Below are 17,013 nucleotides of genomic sequence, written 5' to 3' on the forward strand. Positions count from 1 at the left end.
CCCGGCGCGTGGCCCGCTCACCCGTGCACGGGCAGTGGGTCGCGGACGATCGGGCAGGACATGCAGCGCGGGCCTCCCCGGCCGGAGCCCAGCTCCGAGCCGGCGATCGGGATGACCTCGATGCCGGCCCGCTCCAACTGCGCGTTGGTCTCGGTGTTGCGCTCGTAGCCGACGCAGAGCCGGGGCGCCAGGGCGAGGGTGTTGTTGCCGTCGTCCCACTGCTCGCGTTCGGCGGTGACCGGGTCCAGGCCGGTGTCGATGACCCGGAGCTGGTCCAGGTCCATCGCGTCGGCGGCGGCCCGCAGGAAGGGCGCCGGGCCGTCCACGCGCGGATCCTCGCCGTCCGCGCCGGCGATCACGGTGTACGCCGAGAGCGTGCTGGCGATGTTCGGGTACATCAGCACGGCGTCGGCGTCGACCATCGTGCAGACGGTGTCCAGGTGCATGGTGGCGCGCTTCTGGGCGATCGGCACCACGAGGATGGTGTGGGCCAGCCCGGCGGCGAAGACCTGCCGCCCGAGGCGCTCGGCGCCGGCCGGGGTGGTCCGCTCGCCCACCCCCACCGCCAGGACGCCCGGTGCGAGCAGCAGGACGTCCCCGCCCTCCAGGTGCTCAAGGTTGGGACGGTAGACGAACTCGGTGCCGGCGAAGCGCGGGTGGTGGCGGTAGATGGCGTCGGTCAGGGTGGTCTCCCGGCGGCGGGCCGGCATGGCCAGGCTGGTGACACCGACCCGGTCACCGATCCACAGCGACGAGTCCCGGGTGAACAGCAGGTTCGGCAGCGGGTCGATGACGAAGTCGTGCCGGTCCATCAGGGTGTAGACGAGGCCGCCCGGCCGCTCCGAGCTGATCCGCAGCTCCTCGTGGGCGAGCCCGGCGGTGAGCACGTCCGCAAGCGCGACCGGGTCCAGATAGGCGAGGTGGTCGGCGACCCGGGCGCGGAGCGTGTCGCCCAGTCGACGGGAGCGCAGCACCTCCTCGGTCAACTCGGCGCGGGCGTCCTCGACGGCAAGTGTCTCGGCCAGCAGGGTGGCCAGGTAGAGCACCTCGACGCCGCGCTCGCGCAGTGCGGCGGCGAACGCGTCGTGCTCCTCCTGAGCGCGGCCGACCCAGGGGATCGCGTCGAACAGGAGGGAGTCGTTGTTGCGAGGGGTGAGCCGGGCCAGTTCCGGGCCGGGCCGGTGCAGCAGCACGGTGCCGAGCCGACCGACTTCACTGTCGACGTAGTGGGTCACCCCCGCAGCGTAGGGCAGGGTTTGGCGGCATCCGAGAAAAGAACTGTGGATGAATATGGCATTCATCCACAGTCACTCCGGCGCTCCGGCTTGCCGAACACCGGGAGTGGCAACGTAGGGTAGTGAGGACATAACTTCGAGGGACCTTTTGCCGGAGGTCGACGACGATGACTGTCTTTCCCGCACGACGAGCCGTACCGACCGCCCGGGCACTGCCGCCCATCGCGGTGCCCCATCCCCGGGTCGAGTCGCCCGGGGTTCTGGAGCCGGTCCGTCCGACACCGCTCGAATGGGCCCGCCGCCGCCGTGCCGAGCGGGGAGCCCGTCGACTGGAGGCGGCCGGAGCGCGGGCGCTCGGCCAGCTCGACCACCTCGGGCCGGCCTGGCACGTCATCGAGTGGCCCCGCACCGACGCGTCGGACGTCCTGCTCGACCGCACCCAGGACGACCGTGCCGGGTTCCTCGCCATCGGGCCGAGCGGCCTGTTCGCGGTGACCATCGCCGACCACGGCCGGGCCCGGGTGCTCGTCGCCGGGGACGTCGTGCAGATCAACGGCAAGCGGCCTCCGTACGTCACGGAGGCCCGCCGGGACGCCAAGCGGGCCAGCAAGGCCCTCTCCGACGCGGTGGGACTGACCATTCCGGTGACGCCGGTGCTGACCTTCGTGGGCTCCGGCGTGATCAGCGTCTACGGCCTTCCGAAGGACTGTCTGATGGCCACCCACCGGGAGTTGGATCGGCTCCTCGTGGCCGGTGGCAGCCGGATCAGCCCGGCCACGGCCGAGAAGCTGTCCCGGGTGGCACAGCACCCCAACACCTGGCTGAACGGCACCTACCGTCCATCGGCCGACTACCGGTGGTACGACGAGGGCCGAACGGCCGCTGACAAGCCGGCCCACCGCCGGTAACGTCACCGGCGACGCCACGCGGCCCCGGTCCCCCACCTACCCCACCGGCCCCCGCGCCGTCGCCGGCCGCCCCGGTTCGAGCTGTGCGGCCCGGTGACCTGGTGCGCTCGGTGATTCCGTCGGCGACCGGCTAGCGTGGACAGTCCGTCGGTGGACATAGGAGGCGCGGTGGCCCACGTCGAACTCTCGCTCTCGGAAGTGTTCGTGCCATCGGCGCGGGCCTCGACAGAGCTGGAGTCCGACAACGTCGGCCAGTGGTCCTCGACTGTCGGCCGGGCCGATGAGCCCTGCCTGCTGATCGACGCCGACACCCGGGTGGTGGCCATCTCCACCGCCGGCTGCGAGCTGCTCTGCCTGGGCGACCCGGCCGGCCTGATCGGGCGACCGCTGCTCGACGGCGGGCTGCGCCTGCTGGATTTCACCGCCAATCGGGGCGAGCTGACCGAGGCCGAGATCGACAAGATTCCGCCTCTGCTGGCGCTCTCCTCCGGCCGGCTCGCCCGCGGGCTGCTGCGGGTGCAGGCCGCGTCGGCGGACAGCTCCGACGCGACTGTCGACGCGATCTCCACCCCGGTGCTCACCGACGGCGCGGTGGCCGGCTCGCTCACCTTCTTCTCCGAGGTCTGACCTGCGGCGCAATGTGTCGTTCGCCGCACGCGGCGATGACGGGGTGGGCCCACACCCACGCCGTAAGGTGCCCTCATGCTCGATATCGCTCTGCTCCCGGGGGAGTACGCCGTGTGCCGGTTACGTGCCGGCACCGCCCTGCCGGACGCACTGTCGAGCGGGCTGGGCCGCGCCGACGTGGTCACGGTGAGCTGGACAGCCGACGGGATCTCGGTGATCTGCCCGGCCGACCGGGTACCCGCCCAGGCCGTGGTGGAGACCACCTGGCGCTGCCTGCGCGTCGTCGGCCCGACGGGCGTGGACGGCACCGGCACACTGGCGGCGCTCGTCGACCCGCTCGCCGCGGCCCGGGTCAGCGTGGTCACGTTCTCCACCTTCGACACCGACTACGTGCTGGTGCCGACCGTCCGGTTGACCGAGGGCACAGCCGCCCTGGAGCGCGCCGGGCACCGCGTCCTCGGCTGACCTTCACCCGGCCGACCACTCGCCCTACGATGGGCTCGGCCACCCCGGCCGCGACGACGTTCCCCTGTCCCGAGGATCGGCCCGTGCCGTTCACCACGCCCCGCCACCCGGCGCCCCCACCCCGGGTGACAACCGCCATCACACCCGTGGCGGTTCGTGCGCTGCCCCTGGCCGGGGCCCTGCTGGCGCTCCTCACCATCGGGGCGCTGACCGGCTGCGGCGCCCCTCCCGAGCTGAGCGATCCGGCCGGGGCGCCCAGCGGCGTCAGCACCCCGACGGCACCCGGCCCGACCGGCGTCCCGACGGGCACGCCGTCCACCGTGCCGAGCACCCCGCTGTCCACTCCGTCGGCCACCCGGGACCCGGGCCTGGTCGCGACGGCCTGCCGGAACGGCCCCACCGGCCAGCGAGTGGTGCAACTGCTGCGCGGTCGGGCGTCGGTGCTCCCGGACAACGTCCGGGTGCGGGTCCGCACCGGGCCGCTGTGCGCCGGCGACTGGCAGTACACCGTGGTGGAGGTGACCGGGCACGAGGAGCTCCAGGTCGTCACCCGGGGTCGACCCGCCGCCCCGGAACTGGTCACCGCAGGCACCGACGTGTGCACCATCGAGGTCCGGGCCACCGGGCCCGCCGGGATCCGTACGCTCGCCTGCGATGAAGGTCCGGCGGTCCGACCGGGTGCGTAGTCTGGTCGACATGCCCGGAACACCGCCTACGCGCTTCGTCTACCTCGGTCCCGAGGGCACCTTCGCCGAGCAGGCCCTGCGCACCGTCCCCGCCGCCGAGCACGGCTCCCGGACACCGGCCCGCAGCGTCGGGGAGGCACTGGACGGCGTCCGTGCCGGAGATGCCGACGCGGCGCTGGTGCCGTTGGAAAACTCGATCGGCGGGGCGGTCGGCGTCACCCTCGACGAGATGGCCGAGGGCGAGCCGCTGGTGATCACCCGTGAGGTGATCCTGCCTGTCGACTTCGTGCTCGCCGCGCGTGCGGGCACCGCGCTGGCCGCGGTCCGCACGGTCGCGGCGCACCCGCAGGCGTCCACCCAGTGCCGGGGCTGGCTGCGTGACCACGTTCCCGACGCGGTGGTGGTCGACGTGCTCTCCAACGGCGCGGCAGCCGCCGGCGCCGGGTCCGGTGAGTACGACGCGGCGATCTGCGCGCCGATCGGGGCGGCCCGACACCGACTCGCCCTGCTCGCCGACAAGATCGCCGACCACCCCGACGCGGTGACCCGTTTCGTCCTGGTCTCTCGCCCCGGCCCACCCCCACCGCCGACCGGCGACGACCTCACCTCGCTTGCCGTCTACATCGCCCACGACCGGGTCGGCGCGCTGCTGTCGGTGCTGATGGAGCTGGCCGTCCGCGGCGTCAACCTGACCCGGATCGAGTCCCGCCCGACCGGCGAGGCGCTGGGCCGGTACGTCTTCTTCCTCGACTGCACCGGGCACGTGGCCGACGTACGCCTGGGCGAGGCGTTGCAGGGGCTGCGCCGGGTGTGCGCGGACGTCCGCTTCCTGGGGTCGTACCCCCGACACCGCTGGGTCGAGGCGGCGGGCGAGCGACCCGTGCCCGCGCCGGCCGGCCTCTCCGATGTCGACTACGCCGACGCGGCGGCCTGGCTGGCCCGGCTGCGCAGCGGCGAGTTGAGCTGACCGGGCGGGGCCCTCCCGGATCAGGGAGCGCCCCGCCGGCGTGGTCAGCTCAGCAGACCGCCGAGCAGACCGCCCTCCTGCTGCTGCTGACCGCTGCCCAGGACCGGCGGCTCCTCGGACGGCTGGACCACCACGAAGCCCTGACCGGCGAAGCTCATCGTGAACGACTCACCGGTGCGCCGGCCCAGCAGCGTGCCGAGGCCGAGCTGCTCGGCCCGGTGGTAGCCGGTCTGGAGGTTGGCCGACCAGCAGACGGCGGCCTGCGGGTCGACGTACGTCGGGGCGTCCACGTTGAGCACCACCGGGGTGCCCTTGGTCGTGATGGCGATCCGGCCGTGCCCGCTGAACACGCAGTTGAACAGGCCGGACGAGGAGGCCATCCCGGCGCCGCCGACCATCCTGATGTCGTACTGGAGGGTCGAGTCGAAGGCGAGCACGCTGGAACCGTTGATGGAGAGCGCGTCACCCGGCTCCAGGTCGATGATGTGCACGTCCTTGGCCAGCTCGGCGAGGAAGACGTCCCCCTGGCCGGTGACCTTCATCAGCGGGACGCCCTCGCCGGTGAGCTTCTGCTTGAGGAACTTGCCGAGCCCACCCGAGCCCAGCGCCTGGAACTGCACGTTGCCCTGGTAGGCGACCATCGACCCGACCCGGGCCATCGCCTCGCCGTTGAGCTCGATCTTCAACATCTTGGAGTTCTGTAGCCGCATGCCGGCCTGCGCGGACTCCTTCTCCAGATTTTCCGCCGAGAACAGCTCGCTGCGCATGAAAGGTGCCTCCTGAAAACGGTCGCGGTCGCTGCTCCGACGGTAGGCGACCACGGCAACCGGGGGCCATCGGCCGAGCGGCGTGCCGCGCGCGGGCATCGCGGGAAGCGGCCGGCATCGCGGGAAGCGGCCGGGTCTCAGCCCCAGCCCAGTGCGTGCAGCCGTGCGTCGTCGATGCCGAAGTGGTGGGCGATCTCGTGCACCACTGTCACCGCGACCTCGTCGACGACGTCCTCGTCGCTGTCGCAGATCCGCAGGATCGGCCGACGGTAGATGAAGATCCGGTCCGGCAGCACCCCGGAGTAGTCCCAACCGCGGCTGGTGAGCGCATGCCCCTCGTAGAGGCCGAGCAGGTCGGGTTCGGTGTGCGGTGGGTCGTCCTCGACCAGGATCACCACGTTGCTCATCAGGCCGAGCAGTTCCTCGGGCACCTCGTCGAGGGCGTCAGCAACCAGCTCCTCGAAGCGCTCGCGAGTCATCTCCACCGGCACGGCGTCCATTGTGCCCGACACCGGACCGATCGGCCGGCTCGTCGTGCTCGGGGACGCAGCCCGCTGTCCGCGCGTTCACGAAAGGGAGCGGCCACCCGGGACCGGGCGGAGGCTCCTTCCGTGAACGTGCGGCGTGCGGATCAGTTGGTCAGGAAGCCAGGCGAGCGGTGAGGGTGATCTCGGCGCCCGGCGACAGCAGGCGGGAGATCGGGCAGTTGGCCTTGGCGGCCTCGGCGAGCTTCTGGAACTCCGCCTCGTCGACCCCGGGCACCTGGCCGACGGTCTCCAGGTCGATCCGGGTCACGCTCATTCCGGCGTCGGTCTTGTCCAGGTGGACCTTGGCGGTGGTCTCGACCGAGGTGGGCGTCGAGCCGGCGTCGGCGAGGGCCTTCGAGAACGCCATCGAGAAGCAGCCGGCGTGTGCGGCGGCGATCAGCTCCTCGGGGTTGGTGCCCTCACCCTCCTCGAAGCGCGACTTGAAGGAGTAGTTGCCGGACAGGCCGCCCTTACCGGTGCGGACGGTGCCGGAACCCTCGGTGAGATTGCCCTGCCATTGTGCGGAAGCGGTACGGATAGGCATGAGGAGAACGCTAGCGGAAACGCGTCTCCCGAGCGACCGACCGGCACCGACGCCTGTCGTGCGATTCCCGTCACCCCTCGCGGAGGCGCGACGCGGGCGGCTTCGGCAGCGCCACCAGCGCGAGCCTCTGTGCCATGATTCGACGCAGGCCCGTGACCGGCGGAAGGATGGCCGATGTCCGAGGAGCTGCCCATCCCACGGCAGGGCGACCCGTCCGACGGGCCGGCCGTGATCGAGTGGGGTGCCGACGAGCCCCCCACCGGACCCCGCCGCCTCGGCTGGTCCCTGGCCGGCATCACCCGGGATCCCCGCCTGCCCGTGCTGCTCGCCGGGCTCGGCGCGGTGGCGGGGGTGGCCTCGCTGCTCGGCGAGTGGCTGGTGATGACCCTGCCGAACGGCGGCCCGGCCGGTTCCACGACGATCGACGTGCCCGCCGGGGTGTCCGACGTCGGCGGCTTCGGCATCGGCTGGCTGGTCGGTCTGCTCGCGCTGGTCTGCACCGTGGCGCTGGCGCTGCGGGGTACGCCGGCCGTCCGGCCGAACGCCCGACTGGTCGGGTTCACCCTTAGCGGCGCACTGCTGGCACTGCTGGTGGCGGCGACGGCGACGCTCGACGACACCGGTCAGCGCAACTACTTCTACGAGGCGGACGACAACTTCCGGGTCGCGTACGGCCGTGGTCTGGTGATGGCGTTCGTGGCCTGCGTGCTGTTCGCCGCGGCCCTGCGGCTGGCCCCGAGCATGCCGACCGAGGACGGCCCGCCCAGGGCCGCGACCGTGCAGGGCTGGCGCCGTCGGCACCTCGACCCGGTCGAGAAGGACGCCCCGCCCGCCCCGGCCGACCTGACCGTGACGTCGGCGGCCCCGTTCGCCCGCCCCGAACACCCCGCCTGAGCCAGGAAGACCCGCCCCGACCCGCCGACCCGTCGATCTTGCACTTTCTGGACCGGCGGAAGGCGCATTCCACCGCATCTCGGCGACGGAAAGTGCACGATCGCGGGGGTGGGGGAATGCTCCGCGAGTTGGTGTTCGATTCGCCTGGAAGCCATGGTTGAGGGCTGTTTCGCGAGGTACGGTTGCTGCCCGCCGTCACGCCGGGACCTGGCAGGTGCGACGGCGGCGGGCGAAGGAGGAACGATGACCCGCCCGGGACTGCCCAAACTGATCGCGACCGACCTCGACGGAACGCTGGTCCGCAGCGACGACACCGTCTCCGCGTACACCCATGGGGTGCTCGACCGGGTGCGGGCCGCCGGAATTCCGGTGGTCGGCGCGACCGGACGCGGCCCCCGACTGACCGAGCTGACCCGCAACGACATCCGGGCCGCCGACTTCCTGGTGATGGCCGGCGGTGGGCGCGTGGTCGACCAGAGTGACCCGACCGGCCCGGTGGTGCTCCGCGACGAGCGGCTGCCCGCCGAGGTGCTGGCCCGGCTGCTCGCCGACCTGGAGGCCGAGGTCGGCCCGCTGACCGTGATGGTCGAGGCGTCCGACGAGCAGGACGCCCCGCTCTGGGGTGACTACCACGAGAGCTGGCCCTACCAGGACCGGTTCGAGGCGCGCAGCCGCGCCGAGTGCCTCGCCTGCGACGTGATCAAGGCGTTCGCCCGGACCGCCGACCACCACGTCGACGAGCTGCTGGCGGTGGCCCGCCGAATCGTTCCGCCGCAGGTCGCGACGCTCACCCAGGCCGGGCTCGGGTTCATCGAGATCTGCCCGCCGGGCGCGGACAAGGCAACCGGGCTGGCCGTGGTGGCGCAGAGCCTGGGTGTCGACCCCGCCGACGTCCTGGTCTTCGGCGACATGCCCAACGACCTGCCGATGTTCGAGTGGGCAGGCTGGTCCCGGGTGGCGGTGGCCAACGCGCACCCCGACGTCCGGGCCGCCGCCGACGAGGTGACCCTGCGCAACGACGACGACGGGGTGGCGGTGTACCTGGACCGGCTACTGTCCCGGTAATGGGAGACACCCCTCGGCTGGTCGCCAGCGACATCGACGGCACGCTCATCCGCGACGACCGCACGCTCAGCCCGCGCACGGCCGACGTGCTCGCGCGCTTGACCGTGCGCGGCACGCCTGTCGTTCTGGTCACCGGCCGTCCGGTCCGCTGGCTGCAGATGGTGTACGACCAGCTCACCGAGCCGCTGCCGGCGGTCTGCGCCAACGGGGCGGTGGTCTACGACCCGGTGCGGGACGAGGTGCTGCGGGCCGACCCGCTCGCGCCGCAGCACCTGGCCGAGGTGGCCCGGAGGCTACGGGCCGAGGTGCCCGACATCAGCTTCGCGGTGGAGGTTCTGGACAGCCGGGAGATGCGGCACGAGGCGCACTATCCGCTGCGCTGGGACGCCGACCACGATCGGATCCGACCGGTCGAGACGCCGGAGGAGCTGCTGTCGGTTCCGGCGGTGAAGCTGCTCGCCCGGGCGGGTGAACAGGACCCGGACACGTTCGTCGAGCTGATCGGCGCAGCGGTGGCGGGGTTGGCCGAGGCGACGCACTCGTCGTACTCGGGGCTGGTGGAGATCTCCGCGGCCGGGGTGACCAAGGCGGCCGGTCTCGACTGGTACTGCGATCGGCTCGGCGTGGCCGCCGCGGACGTGCTGGCCTTCGGCGACATGCCAAACGACGTGCCGATGCTGAGTTGGGCCGGGCGCGGCGTGGCGGTGGCCAACGCGCACCCCGCCGTCCTCGCGGTCGCCGACGAGGTGATCGGGGCGAACTCCGAGGACGGCGTGGCGGCGTACCTGGAAAAGATCTTCGGGGTGGACTGACCGGCCGGTTACAGGTACTGACCGGTGTTGTGGCCCTCACCGCCGCCCGGCTGGCCGACGCCAGGCATCCCGGGAACGACCCCGCCGGGGCCGCTGGGCAGCGCCTGCCGGCCGCCGCGCATCTGCTCCAGCTGGACCCGCGCGGCCATCTGCTGGGCGACCAGGGCCGCCTGGATGCCGTGGAACAGGCCCTCCAGCCAGCCGACGAGCTGGGCGTGCGCGATGCGCAGCTCGCCCTCGCTCGGGGCCTTGTCCTCAGTGAAGGGCAGCGAGATCCGCTCCAGCTCGTCGCGCAGCTCGGGGGCGAGGCCCTCCTTGAGCTCGACGATCGAGCGCTCGTGGATCTCGCGCATCCGGTTGCGGCTGGCGTCGTCCAGCGGGGCGGCCTTGACCTCCTCCAGCAACTGCTTGATCATGCTGCCGATCCGCATCACCTTGGCCGGCTGCTCGACCAGGCGGGTCGGGTCCTCACCCTGCCCCTCATCGGTCTGCATGGTGCCGATCGGCCGGCCGTCCGGACCGACCACCACCACGGTGCCGGAGTGGCCGGAGTCGTCGGGGCCGGGCTGGTCGTTCTGCTCAGCGGAGCGCGCTTCGGTCATGGGGTCCATCTTTACCCAGTGGGCGCGACCCATGCTGCCCGGGACCGACTCCCTGTGCCGAACTACCCGGGCGGGGCGCGCTACCGTCGCGCCATGCCTGCCGACCCACGCGCCGTGCTGACCCGGCCCGCGCCGGCGCCGGACCTGACGGTGGCCTACGGCGACCACCCGGACCAGGTTGCCGACCTGCGTCGCCCGGCCGGTGTCGGCCCGGCCCGACCGCTGGTCGTCGTGGTGCACGGAGGTTTCTGGCGGGCGGAGTACGACCGCCGGCACACCGGGCCGCTGGCCGCCGCGCTCGCCGCCGAGGGCTACCCGGTGGCGCAGGTCGAGTACCGGCGTACGGGGCAGCCGGGCGGTGGCTGGCCGGGCACGCTCACCGACGCGCTGGCCGGGATCGCGGCGCTGCCCGAGCTGGCCGCCGAGGCGCTGCCCGGTCGGGTGAGCGGGGCCGCGCCGATCCTCATCGGTCACTCCGCCGGTGGCCATCTGGCGCTGTACGCGGCGGCCACCGCGCCGTCGACGGTGGGCGGGGTGCTGGCCCTGGCCCCGGTGGCCGATCTCGCGGCGGCGTACCGGCTGGATCTGGACTCGGGTGCGGTGGCCGCGCTGCTCGGCGGCGGCCCACTGGACTTCCCGGACCGCTACGCGGCGGCCGACCCACGATCATTGGTACCGATACAAACACGGACGGTAGTCGTACACGGTTCGGTGGATCACCAGGTGCCGGTGGCGATGAGCCGGGACTTCGTCGTGGCGGCTCGTGCCGCAGGATCCGATATTTCCCTTGTCGAGCTGCCCGGATGTGAGCATTTCGGGCTGATCGACCCGGAGTCTTCAGCATGGCCCCGAGTGCTCGGCGTGTTGCGGTCCCTGCACGATGATCACTAGCCATTGACGCAGCGTCGCCGAGCAGGTAGAACGCCGGAGGGGCGGTGTTCGGCCCTGCAACGCTCCTGGAAGGAACTCGGTGTCCCAGATGAATCGCAGGCGGGCGCTCCAACTGTTGGCCGCGCTCGGAACGACCGGGTTCGCCGCCGCGTGCGGCTCCGACACCGAGGACAAGCCGGCCGCTCCCAAGAGCCCGATCAAGATCGGGCTGATCGCGCCGAAGTCCGGCGGCTTCAAGTCCATCGGTGACGACATCACCAACGGCTTCCAGCTCTTCCTCGACCTGCACGGCCAGCAACTGGGCGGACATCCGGTCGAGCTGCTGACCGCCGACGAGGGTGACAGCGCCAAGACCGGCAAGGCCGCCGTCGACCAACTGCTCAAGCAGAACGTGCTGGCGCTCACCGGCGTGGTCAACTCGGCGGTGATGGTCGGCATCCGCGACACCGTGGAGGAGGCCCGGGTCCCGCTCATCGGCTCGAACGCCTCGCCGAGCAGCCTGCAGAGCGTCGTCTACATCTGGCGTACGTCGTACGTGCTGGACGAGGCCGGTCGGGCGCTGGGCCGCTACCTGCGCGACCAGCTACCGGCGAACGGCCGGATCGCGATCATCGTGCCGGAGAACGTGGGCAGCCCGGACGTGGTGCGGGGCTTCCGGCAGGAGTTCGGCACCTCCGACCCGCGCATCGCCGACCCGGTGACCAACACCAATCCGACCACGACCCCGGGCAAGGCCACCTACGTGGCGGACATCGAGAAGGCGCTGCGCAAGAACCCGACAGCCGTCTTCTGCTTCTTCGCCGGCTCGGCCGCCGTGGAGTTCATCAAGCAACTGCGTGACCAGTTCACCGGGCCGGTCTACGCGCCCGGCTTCCTCACCGAGGGCAGCGTGCTGGAGAGCCTGGACCGGGACGCGCTGGGCATCCAGACCGCGCTGAACTACTCGGCCGACCTCAACAACACGTCGAACCGGGTCTTCGCCTCCGCCTACCGCAAGAAGCACCAGGCCACGCCGACGACCTACGCGATGGCGTCGTACGACGCGGCGCAGGTGCTCGACCAGGCGATCCAGCTGACCGCTGGCTCGCCCGACCCGCAGAAGGTCAACCTGGCGCTCGGCCGGATCGGCCAGATCGACAGCCCGCGCGGCATCTGGCAGTTCAACCAGCCGCGTACGCCGCAGCAGAAGTGGTACCTGCGCGAGGTGCAGCGCGACGGTCAGGTCATGTCGAACGTGCTGATCAACGAGCTGGCCACGCTCGGCTGAGACGCCGACCAGAAGCAGCAGCAGGGGCCGGCCTCCGACGGGAGGCCGGCCCCTGCCGTACGCGGCAGTGTTCGGGTCAGTGCCGCAGTTCGGCGATGCAGCACTTCACGCTGCCGCCGCCCTTCTTCAGCTCGGCCAGCTCGACCGGAACCGGGTTGTAGCCGGCGGCCTTGAGCTTGCCGGCCAACCGGGTGGCCTCGCTGTTGAGCACCACGTTCGCGCCGTCGCTTACCAGGTTCAGCCCGAAGGCCATCGCGTCCTCGTCATCGGCGATCACCGCGTCCGGGAAGAGCTGGGTGAGCACCCGCTGGCTGGCCGCCGAGAACGCGCCCGGGAAGTAGACGACGTTCGCGTCGTCGAGCGCGGCGAGCGCCACGTCCAGGTGGTAGAAGCGGGGGTCGATCAGCCGCAGCGACACCACCGGCCGGCCCAGCACCTCCTGCGCCTCGGCGTGCGCCGCGATCTCGGTACGGAAGCCGTGACCGGCCAGGATGAGCCCGCCGTGCGCCTCCGGCACGTACGCGAAGTCACCCTCACCCTCGTTGGTCTCGCTCGGCGCGACGAACCGCCAGCTCTGCTCCGCGTAGAACGCGTGGTGCGCGGCGGCCTCGCCGGCCCGCTGCTCGTGCTTGAACCGAGCGCCGTAGACGCTGCCGTCGACCACGAAGGCGCCGTTGGCGGCGTACACCATGTCGGGCAGGCCGGGCTCCGGCGTGAGCAGGTGCACCTGGTGGCCGAGACCGACAAGCGTCTCGCGCAGGCGGTCCCACTGCTTGACGGCCAGTTCCCGGTCCACGGGAGTGGTCACGTCCATCCACGGATTGATCGCGTACTCGACCGCGAAGTGCTCGGGCGAGCACATGAGATATGTCCGCTTTCGCGAGACTCGCTGCTGGTTCACGGTCACCAAGAGTAGGTACCGTAGAACTTTGGTAACAGCCACAACCATTGCTTCCCAGAGGCGGAACGTTGCAGATAGACGCCGTTGACCAGCGGATCATTGCGTTGCTCGTCGCTGACGCCCGCGCGTCGTACGCCGACATCGGCACCCGGGTGTCACTCTCCGCCCCGGCGGTCAAGCGTCGGGTGGACCGACTACGCGCCACCGGCGTGATCAGGGGATTCACCGCCGTCGTGGACCCGGCGGCCGTCGGCTGGACCACCGAGGCGTTCGTCGAGCTGTTCTGCGCGGGCCGGACCACCCCGGCGCAGATCGGCGTGGCCGCCCGCCGGCACCCGGAGGTGGTCGGCGCGTACACCGTCTCCGGCGAGGCGGACGCGCTCGTGCACCTGCGGGCCGCCGACATCGCCCACCTGGAGGCGGCGCTGGAACGGCTGCGCGCCGAGTCCTTCGTGACGTCCACTCGCAGCACCATCGTGCTGTCCCGGCTGGTCGAGTCCCCCGGCGTCGGGCCGTCCACCCGGGCTTGACCTCAAGCGCGGTTCAGGTGTTGGACTCGTGGCGGCCTGGCACGACACGAGGGGGATTCCATGCGGGCGATCTGGTTACGTGAGTTCGGCGGTCCCGAGGCGCTGGTGCCCGGCCCCGCGCCCGACCCGACGCCCGGCCCCGGCCAGGTGCTCATCGACGTCGCGCACGCCAACATCACCTTCGTCGAGACACAGCAGCGCTCGGGGCGTCCCGGACCGTTCCGGGTCACTCCACCGCTGATCCCCGGCAACGGCGTCGGCGGAGTGATCGCCGCCGTCGGGCCGGACGTCGACCCTGCCCGCATCGGGCAACGGGTGGTCAGCGCCACCGGCGGCTCCGGCGGGTACGCCGAACGGGCCGTGGTGGACGCGGCCGCGCCGATCGAGGTGCCCGCCGGGCTGGCCCTGGACGCGGCGGTGGCACTGCTGGCCGACGGGCGTACCGCCGCGATGCTCGTCGACGCGGTAGGCGTCCGCGCCGGTGACCGAGTGCTGGTCGAGGCGGCGGCGGGCGGCGTGGGCAGTCTGCTCGTCCAGCTCGCGGCGCGGGCCGGCGCACGGGTGATCGGCGCGGCCGGCGGGCCGCGCAAGGTGGACCTGCTGCCCGACCTGGGCGCCGAGGTGGCGGTCGACTACCGGCAGCCCGACTGGGCCGACCGGATCCGGGACACGCTGGGTGGTGTCGACGTCGTCCTCGACGGCGTCGGCGGGTCGATCGCCCGGACGGCGTTCGAGCTGCTCGACCCGGGCGGTCGCATGGTCAGCTTCGGGTTGGCCAGCGGCGAGTGGTCCCCGGTGCCGCCGGAGGCCGCCGCCGCACGCCAGGTCACCCTGATCCGGCCGGACGTGCCTCCCGCGCGACTGCGGGCGTACACCATCGGGGCTCTGGCGGACGCGGCGGCCGGCCAGCTCCGGCCGCTGATCGGCCAGCGCTTCCCGCTGGAACGCGCCGCCGACGCGCACGCCGCCATCGAGGCGCGCGCGACGGTCGGCAAGACCCTGCTGGACGTGGTCTAGCGCCTACAGATACATGCCGGTGCGGTGCTCCGACTCGTCCCGCCGAACCGGCTTGTCACCCTCACCGAAGAACCGCTTGCCGCCGAACTCGCCGTGCAGGCGGTCGTCCAGCTCGTCGGCGAGGCCGGTCATCACCTGCACCGCCAGCATGAGGTGGGTGGCCTGGAAGTTGCGACCGAAGACCGGGATGGAGGCCCAGACCGTGTCGTCGGCGCAGTAGAGACGACCGATCGGCATCCGGTTGGTCAGCTCCGACAGCTTGACGTAGAGCCGTTCGGTCGGCTCGACCTCGGTGAGCACCGGCGAGAAGACGTCCACCAGGGGCGGATTGTCCCGTACCCGCACGAAGACCATCGCCGATCCGGCCCGGATGGTGATGTCACCGTCCGAGTCGATCTGCAACCGCTCGGCGTCGGACTTCAGCATCGTGGACACCACCGTGCGGACGCGGTCCGCCAGATCAAGCACGTCGTCCCGCCCGGTCTGCGCGGCGGCCGCCTCGGCCAGCGCCTCCTCCAGGTCGCCCTCGACGTCGGAGTCCGGCCCGAACTCGCTGCGCGCGGTGCCCAGCGGCTCGACCGTCAACGGCTCACCCTCGGCGTCATTCACCACGTACACGAGGAAGGCCGGGTGCGGGGCGCCGTACACGTCACGCAGCGTGCGGGACAGCAGTGGGGCGATCCGGGCGGCCTCCGCAGTCGTACCGTCCAGCCCGAACGAGCCGCCGGAGCCGGCCACCACACCGGGCGGGGACCAGCCCAGCGCCACCATGTCCGCCACCGCGGCACGGTCCAGCCGGTAGCCCTGCGGCAGGGCGGCGTTGCCGACGGCCCGAGCGGAGAGCCCGCCGTCGCCGGTCACGTCGACGCTTATCGAGTAGACGGCATCCCCCGTACCGGAGGCGGTGGGGTCGAGGGTCAGTTCGAGGTGCGCGCCGGCGGGCAGCTCCCGCAGCCGCAGCGCGAGCATCCGGGCGAACTCCCGCCACGCCTCCGTCACCTTGGCGCGCAGGTCCGTGGTGCTGGGCTCGTCGAGCAGGATCGACTCCGCCGGCTCGGATGTGCCGCCGGCCTCGCCGTCCGGCGCCGAGGGGTGGTCAGCCGTCATGATCGCCTCCGTCCGTCACGATCACCCTACTCACGCCGTCCGGACGTCGAATCAGCCCGGACCGGGATCGGACACCGGCCGGCCGGCAGCCGACCGCTCGCCATCGGGTCGGCCTGGTCACGAGACCCCGGCGGGGCAGGTCAGGCGGTGCGATCGTCGGACCGGGCGGTGGGATCGTCGGGTCAGGCGGTGGGATCGTCGGACGGGGCGGTGGGATCGTCGGGGTCGGCGCCCAACCGGACCGGCCAGTCGGCCGCGAGAGCGCTGAGCCGGGCCGCGGCGTCCGCCGGGTCGGCACCCCTGCCGACGGCCAACCCGAGCAGGTACGCGGTGACCGGCGCCCCGGGCCGCAGCACCTGGTGGGCGACATCGCGGGCGAGGTCCAGCACCGCCGACACGGGCACCTCGGTCGGGTCCAGACCCACCTCGGCACAGGCTGCCGTGACCCAGTCGTCCAACACCGTCATCGCACCCACTCCTCCGCCCGGCGTACGTCCTCGTCAGTGTCGCAGTCGAACCACGGCGGCGGACCGTCACCGGCCCACGGCACCTCCCGGACGGCGAGACCGGCCAACAGCCCCCGTACCGGAGCACCGGCCAGGCTGCCGCCCCGCTCGGCGGCCAGCCGGGCCAGGCCGGTCCGCAGCGCGGCGACCCGCCACACCCCGCACAGCGACTGCCGCCGGCCGTCCGCGTCGACGAAGCAGACCCCGTCGACCGACTCCGGACCGGCGGTGCCGGTGCCGGCCAGCGGAGTGGTGCTCCCCGGATTGACGGGTGACGAGCTGCCGGCCGGGGCGAGGTGGGTCAGCAGGTCGCCGATCGCGGCGCGGGTGAGCAGCGGGAGATCGGCGGCGAGCAACGCGACAAGCGTCGTGTCGGGATCGAGAAGTGCCAGCCCGGCCGCCGTCGCGGCGACCGGCCCGCCGCCGGGCGGATCCTCGCGGGTGACCCGGACACCGTCCGCAACACCGTCACCCGGGCCGACCAGAACCCGCGGCGCGGCATCGTCCACGGCGGCCAGCACCCGGTCACGCATCGACCGGCCACCAACCGGAAGCGCGGGCTTGTCCACCCCGCCCATCCGTCGGGCGGCCCCACCAGCGAGCACCACCGCGGCGTACGTCCCCACCCGGTCACGGTAGCGGGGTCTGGTGCCCGCTGCTGGAGTGCGTTGGCGGGTGCCCGGCGTGAGCGTGCG

21 protein-coding genes are annotated in these 17,013 nt (G+C 72.3%); 12 read left to right on the forward strand and 9 right to left on the reverse strand.

What is annotated here, in order from left to right:
• Nucleotides 1–17: 17 nt before the first annotated feature.
• The gene (locus MILUP08_RS00675; protein WP_039905020.1) at nucleotides 18–1,235 is read right to left on the reverse strand and encodes an arginine deiminase; all 1,218 of its coding nucleotides are present in this window, start codon (nucleotides 1,233–1,235) and stop codon (nucleotides 18–20) included.
• A gap of 167 nt (nucleotides 1,236–1,402) precedes the next feature.
• Between MILUP08_RS00675 and MILUP08_RS00680 the strand changes: the two genes are divergently transcribed.
• From MILUP08_RS00680 to pheA, 5 genes are all read left to right on the forward strand, one after another.
• Nucleotides 1,403–2,143: a hypothetical protein gene (locus tag MILUP08_RS00680; protein ID WP_007453741.1), complete on the forward strand. Its 741-nt coding sequence runs from the start codon at nucleotides 1,403–1,405 to the stop codon at nucleotides 2,141–2,143.
• 168 nt (nucleotides 2,144–2,311) lie between these two features.
• Nucleotides 2,312–2,770 (forward strand): hypothetical protein, encoded by a 459-nt coding sequence (locus tag MILUP08_RS00685; protein ID WP_007453743.1) that lies wholly within the window; start codon nucleotides 2,312–2,314, stop codon nucleotides 2,768–2,770.
• Nucleotides 2,771–2,845: 75 nt separating this feature from the next.
• Complete coding sequence (locus MILUP08_RS00690; RefSeq protein WP_007453745.1) at nucleotides 2,846–3,235, forward strand: ACT domain-containing protein; 390 nt, start codon at nucleotides 2,846–2,848, stop codon at nucleotides 3,233–3,235.
• 83 nt (nucleotides 3,236–3,318) lie between these two features.
• On the forward strand, nucleotides 3,319–3,921 hold the full coding sequence (locus MILUP08_RS00695) for a hypothetical protein (protein ID WP_337588087.1): 603 nt from the start codon (nucleotides 3,319–3,321) through the stop codon (nucleotides 3,919–3,921).
• 10 nt (nucleotides 3,922–3,931) lie between these two features.
• On the forward strand, nucleotides 3,932–4,888 hold the full coding sequence (pheA, locus tag MILUP08_RS00700; RefSeq protein ID WP_039905106.1) for a prephenate dehydratase: 957 nt from the start codon (nucleotides 3,932–3,934) through the stop codon (nucleotides 4,886–4,888).
• A 44-nt stretch (nucleotides 4,889–4,932) separates the two neighbouring features.
• On the opposite strand, the gene MILUP08_RS00705 is transcribed toward pheA, so the two are convergent.
• The 3 genes from MILUP08_RS00705 to MILUP08_RS00715 form a co-directional block, all read right to left on the reverse strand.
• Complete coding sequence (locus tag MILUP08_RS00705; RefSeq protein ID WP_007453751.1) at nucleotides 4,933–5,655, reverse strand: AIM24 family protein; 723 nt, start codon at nucleotides 5,653–5,655, stop codon at nucleotides 4,933–4,935.
• A gap of 137 nt (nucleotides 5,656–5,792) precedes the next feature.
• Nucleotides 5,793–6,140, reverse strand: a complete 348-nt coding sequence (locus MILUP08_RS00710) for a metallopeptidase family protein (protein WP_193376559.1) — start codon at nucleotides 6,138–6,140, stop codon at nucleotides 5,793–5,795.
• Nucleotides 6,141–6,294: 154 nt separating this feature from the next.
• A complete protein-coding gene (locus MILUP08_RS00715) occupies nucleotides 6,295–6,726 on the reverse strand; it encodes an OsmC family protein (RefSeq protein ID WP_007453754.1) in 432 nt (143 codons plus the stop codon).
• A 174-nt stretch (nucleotides 6,727–6,900) separates the two neighbouring features.
• Here MILUP08_RS00715 and MILUP08_RS00720 point away from each other — a divergent pair, with 174 nt between their 5' ends.
• The 3 genes from MILUP08_RS00720 to MILUP08_RS00730 all read left to right on the forward strand — a co-directional run bounded on the left by MILUP08_RS00720 (nucleotide 6,901) and on the right by MILUP08_RS00730 (nucleotide 9,497).
• On the forward strand, nucleotides 6,901–7,620 hold the full coding sequence (locus tag MILUP08_RS00720; protein WP_007453756.1) for a hypothetical protein: 720 nt from the start codon (nucleotides 6,901–6,903) through the stop codon (nucleotides 7,618–7,620).
• Between the two features lie 243 nt (nucleotides 7,621–7,863).
• Complete coding sequence (locus MILUP08_RS00725; RefSeq protein WP_007453758.1) at nucleotides 7,864–8,685, forward strand: HAD family hydrolase; 822 nt, start codon at nucleotides 7,864–7,866, stop codon at nucleotides 8,683–8,685.
• Nucleotides 8,685–9,497: an HAD family hydrolase gene (locus MILUP08_RS00730; RefSeq protein WP_007453760.1), complete on the forward strand. Its 813-nt coding sequence runs from the start codon at nucleotides 8,685–8,687 to the stop codon at nucleotides 9,495–9,497. The genes MILUP08_RS00725 and MILUP08_RS00730 overlap by 1 nt, the downstream gene beginning before the upstream one ends.
• A gap of 8 nt (nucleotides 9,498–9,505) precedes the next feature.
• On the opposite strand, the gene MILUP08_RS00735 is transcribed toward MILUP08_RS00730, so the two are convergent.
• Nucleotides 9,506–10,108: a bacterial proteasome activator family protein gene (locus tag MILUP08_RS00735; protein ID WP_039905022.1), complete on the reverse strand. Its 603-nt coding sequence runs from the start codon at nucleotides 10,106–10,108 to the stop codon at nucleotides 9,506–9,508.
• Nucleotides 10,109–10,192: 84 nt separating this feature from the next.
• Between MILUP08_RS00735 and MILUP08_RS00740 the strand changes: the two genes are divergently transcribed.
• Both MILUP08_RS00740 and MILUP08_RS00745 read left to right on the forward strand, forming a co-directional pair.
• Entirely contained in the window at nucleotides 10,193–10,990 is a 798-nt protein-coding gene (locus tag MILUP08_RS00740) for an alpha/beta hydrolase family protein (RefSeq protein WP_039905109.1), read from the forward strand.
• A gap of 79 nt (nucleotides 10,991–11,069) precedes the next feature.
• A complete protein-coding gene (locus tag MILUP08_RS00745; RefSeq protein WP_007453766.1) occupies nucleotides 11,070–12,257 on the forward strand; it encodes an ABC transporter substrate-binding protein in 1,188 nt (395 codons plus the stop codon).
• A gap of 76 nt (nucleotides 12,258–12,333) precedes the next feature.
• Here the strand turns inward: MILUP08_RS00745 and ddaH are convergent, their stop codons facing one another.
• Nucleotides 12,334–13,167, reverse strand: a complete 834-nt coding sequence (ddaH, locus tag MILUP08_RS00750; protein WP_337588088.1) for a dimethylargininase — start codon at nucleotides 13,165–13,167, stop codon at nucleotides 12,334–12,336.
• A gap of 59 nt (nucleotides 13,168–13,226) precedes the next feature.
• Between ddaH and MILUP08_RS00755 the strand changes: the two genes are divergently transcribed.
• Nucleotides 13,227–13,688, forward strand: a complete 462-nt coding sequence (locus tag MILUP08_RS00755; RefSeq protein WP_007453771.1) for an Lrp/AsnC family transcriptional regulator — start codon at nucleotides 13,227–13,229, stop codon at nucleotides 13,686–13,688.
• 60 nt (nucleotides 13,689–13,748) lie between these two features.
• On the forward strand, nucleotides 13,749–14,705 hold the full coding sequence (locus MILUP08_RS00760) for a zinc-binding dehydrogenase (protein ID WP_007453773.1): 957 nt from the start codon (nucleotides 13,749–13,751) through the stop codon (nucleotides 14,703–14,705).
• Nucleotides 14,706–14,708: 3 nt separating this feature from the next.
• Here MILUP08_RS00760 and MILUP08_RS00765 read toward each other — a convergent pair whose 3' ends face one another.
• The 3 genes from MILUP08_RS00765 to mobA form a co-directional block, all read right to left on the reverse strand.
• Nucleotides 14,709–15,812 carry a T3SS (YopN, CesT) and YbjN peptide-binding chaperone 1 gene (locus MILUP08_RS00765; RefSeq protein WP_007453775.1) on the reverse strand — a complete coding sequence of 368 codons (1,104 nt, stop codon included), beginning with the start codon at nucleotides 15,810–15,812 and terminating at the stop codon, nucleotides 14,709–14,711.
• Nucleotides 15,813–15,994: 182 nt separating this feature from the next.
• Entirely contained in the window at nucleotides 15,995–16,279 is a 285-nt protein-coding gene (locus MILUP08_RS00770; RefSeq protein WP_007453777.1) for a DUF6457 domain-containing protein, read from the reverse strand.
• Complete coding sequence (gene mobA / locus MILUP08_RS00775) at nucleotides 16,276–16,944, reverse strand: molybdenum cofactor guanylyltransferase (protein WP_007453778.1); 669 nt, start codon at nucleotides 16,942–16,944, stop codon at nucleotides 16,276–16,278. The genes MILUP08_RS00770 and mobA overlap by 4 nt, the downstream gene beginning before the upstream one ends.
• Nucleotides 16,945–17,013 lie beyond the last annotated feature (69 nt).

The organism is Micromonospora lupini str. Lupac 08, from assembly GCF_000297395.2.
Classification (GTDB): domain Bacteria; phylum Actinomycetota; class Actinomycetes; order Mycobacteriales; family Micromonosporaceae; genus Micromonospora; species Micromonospora lupini.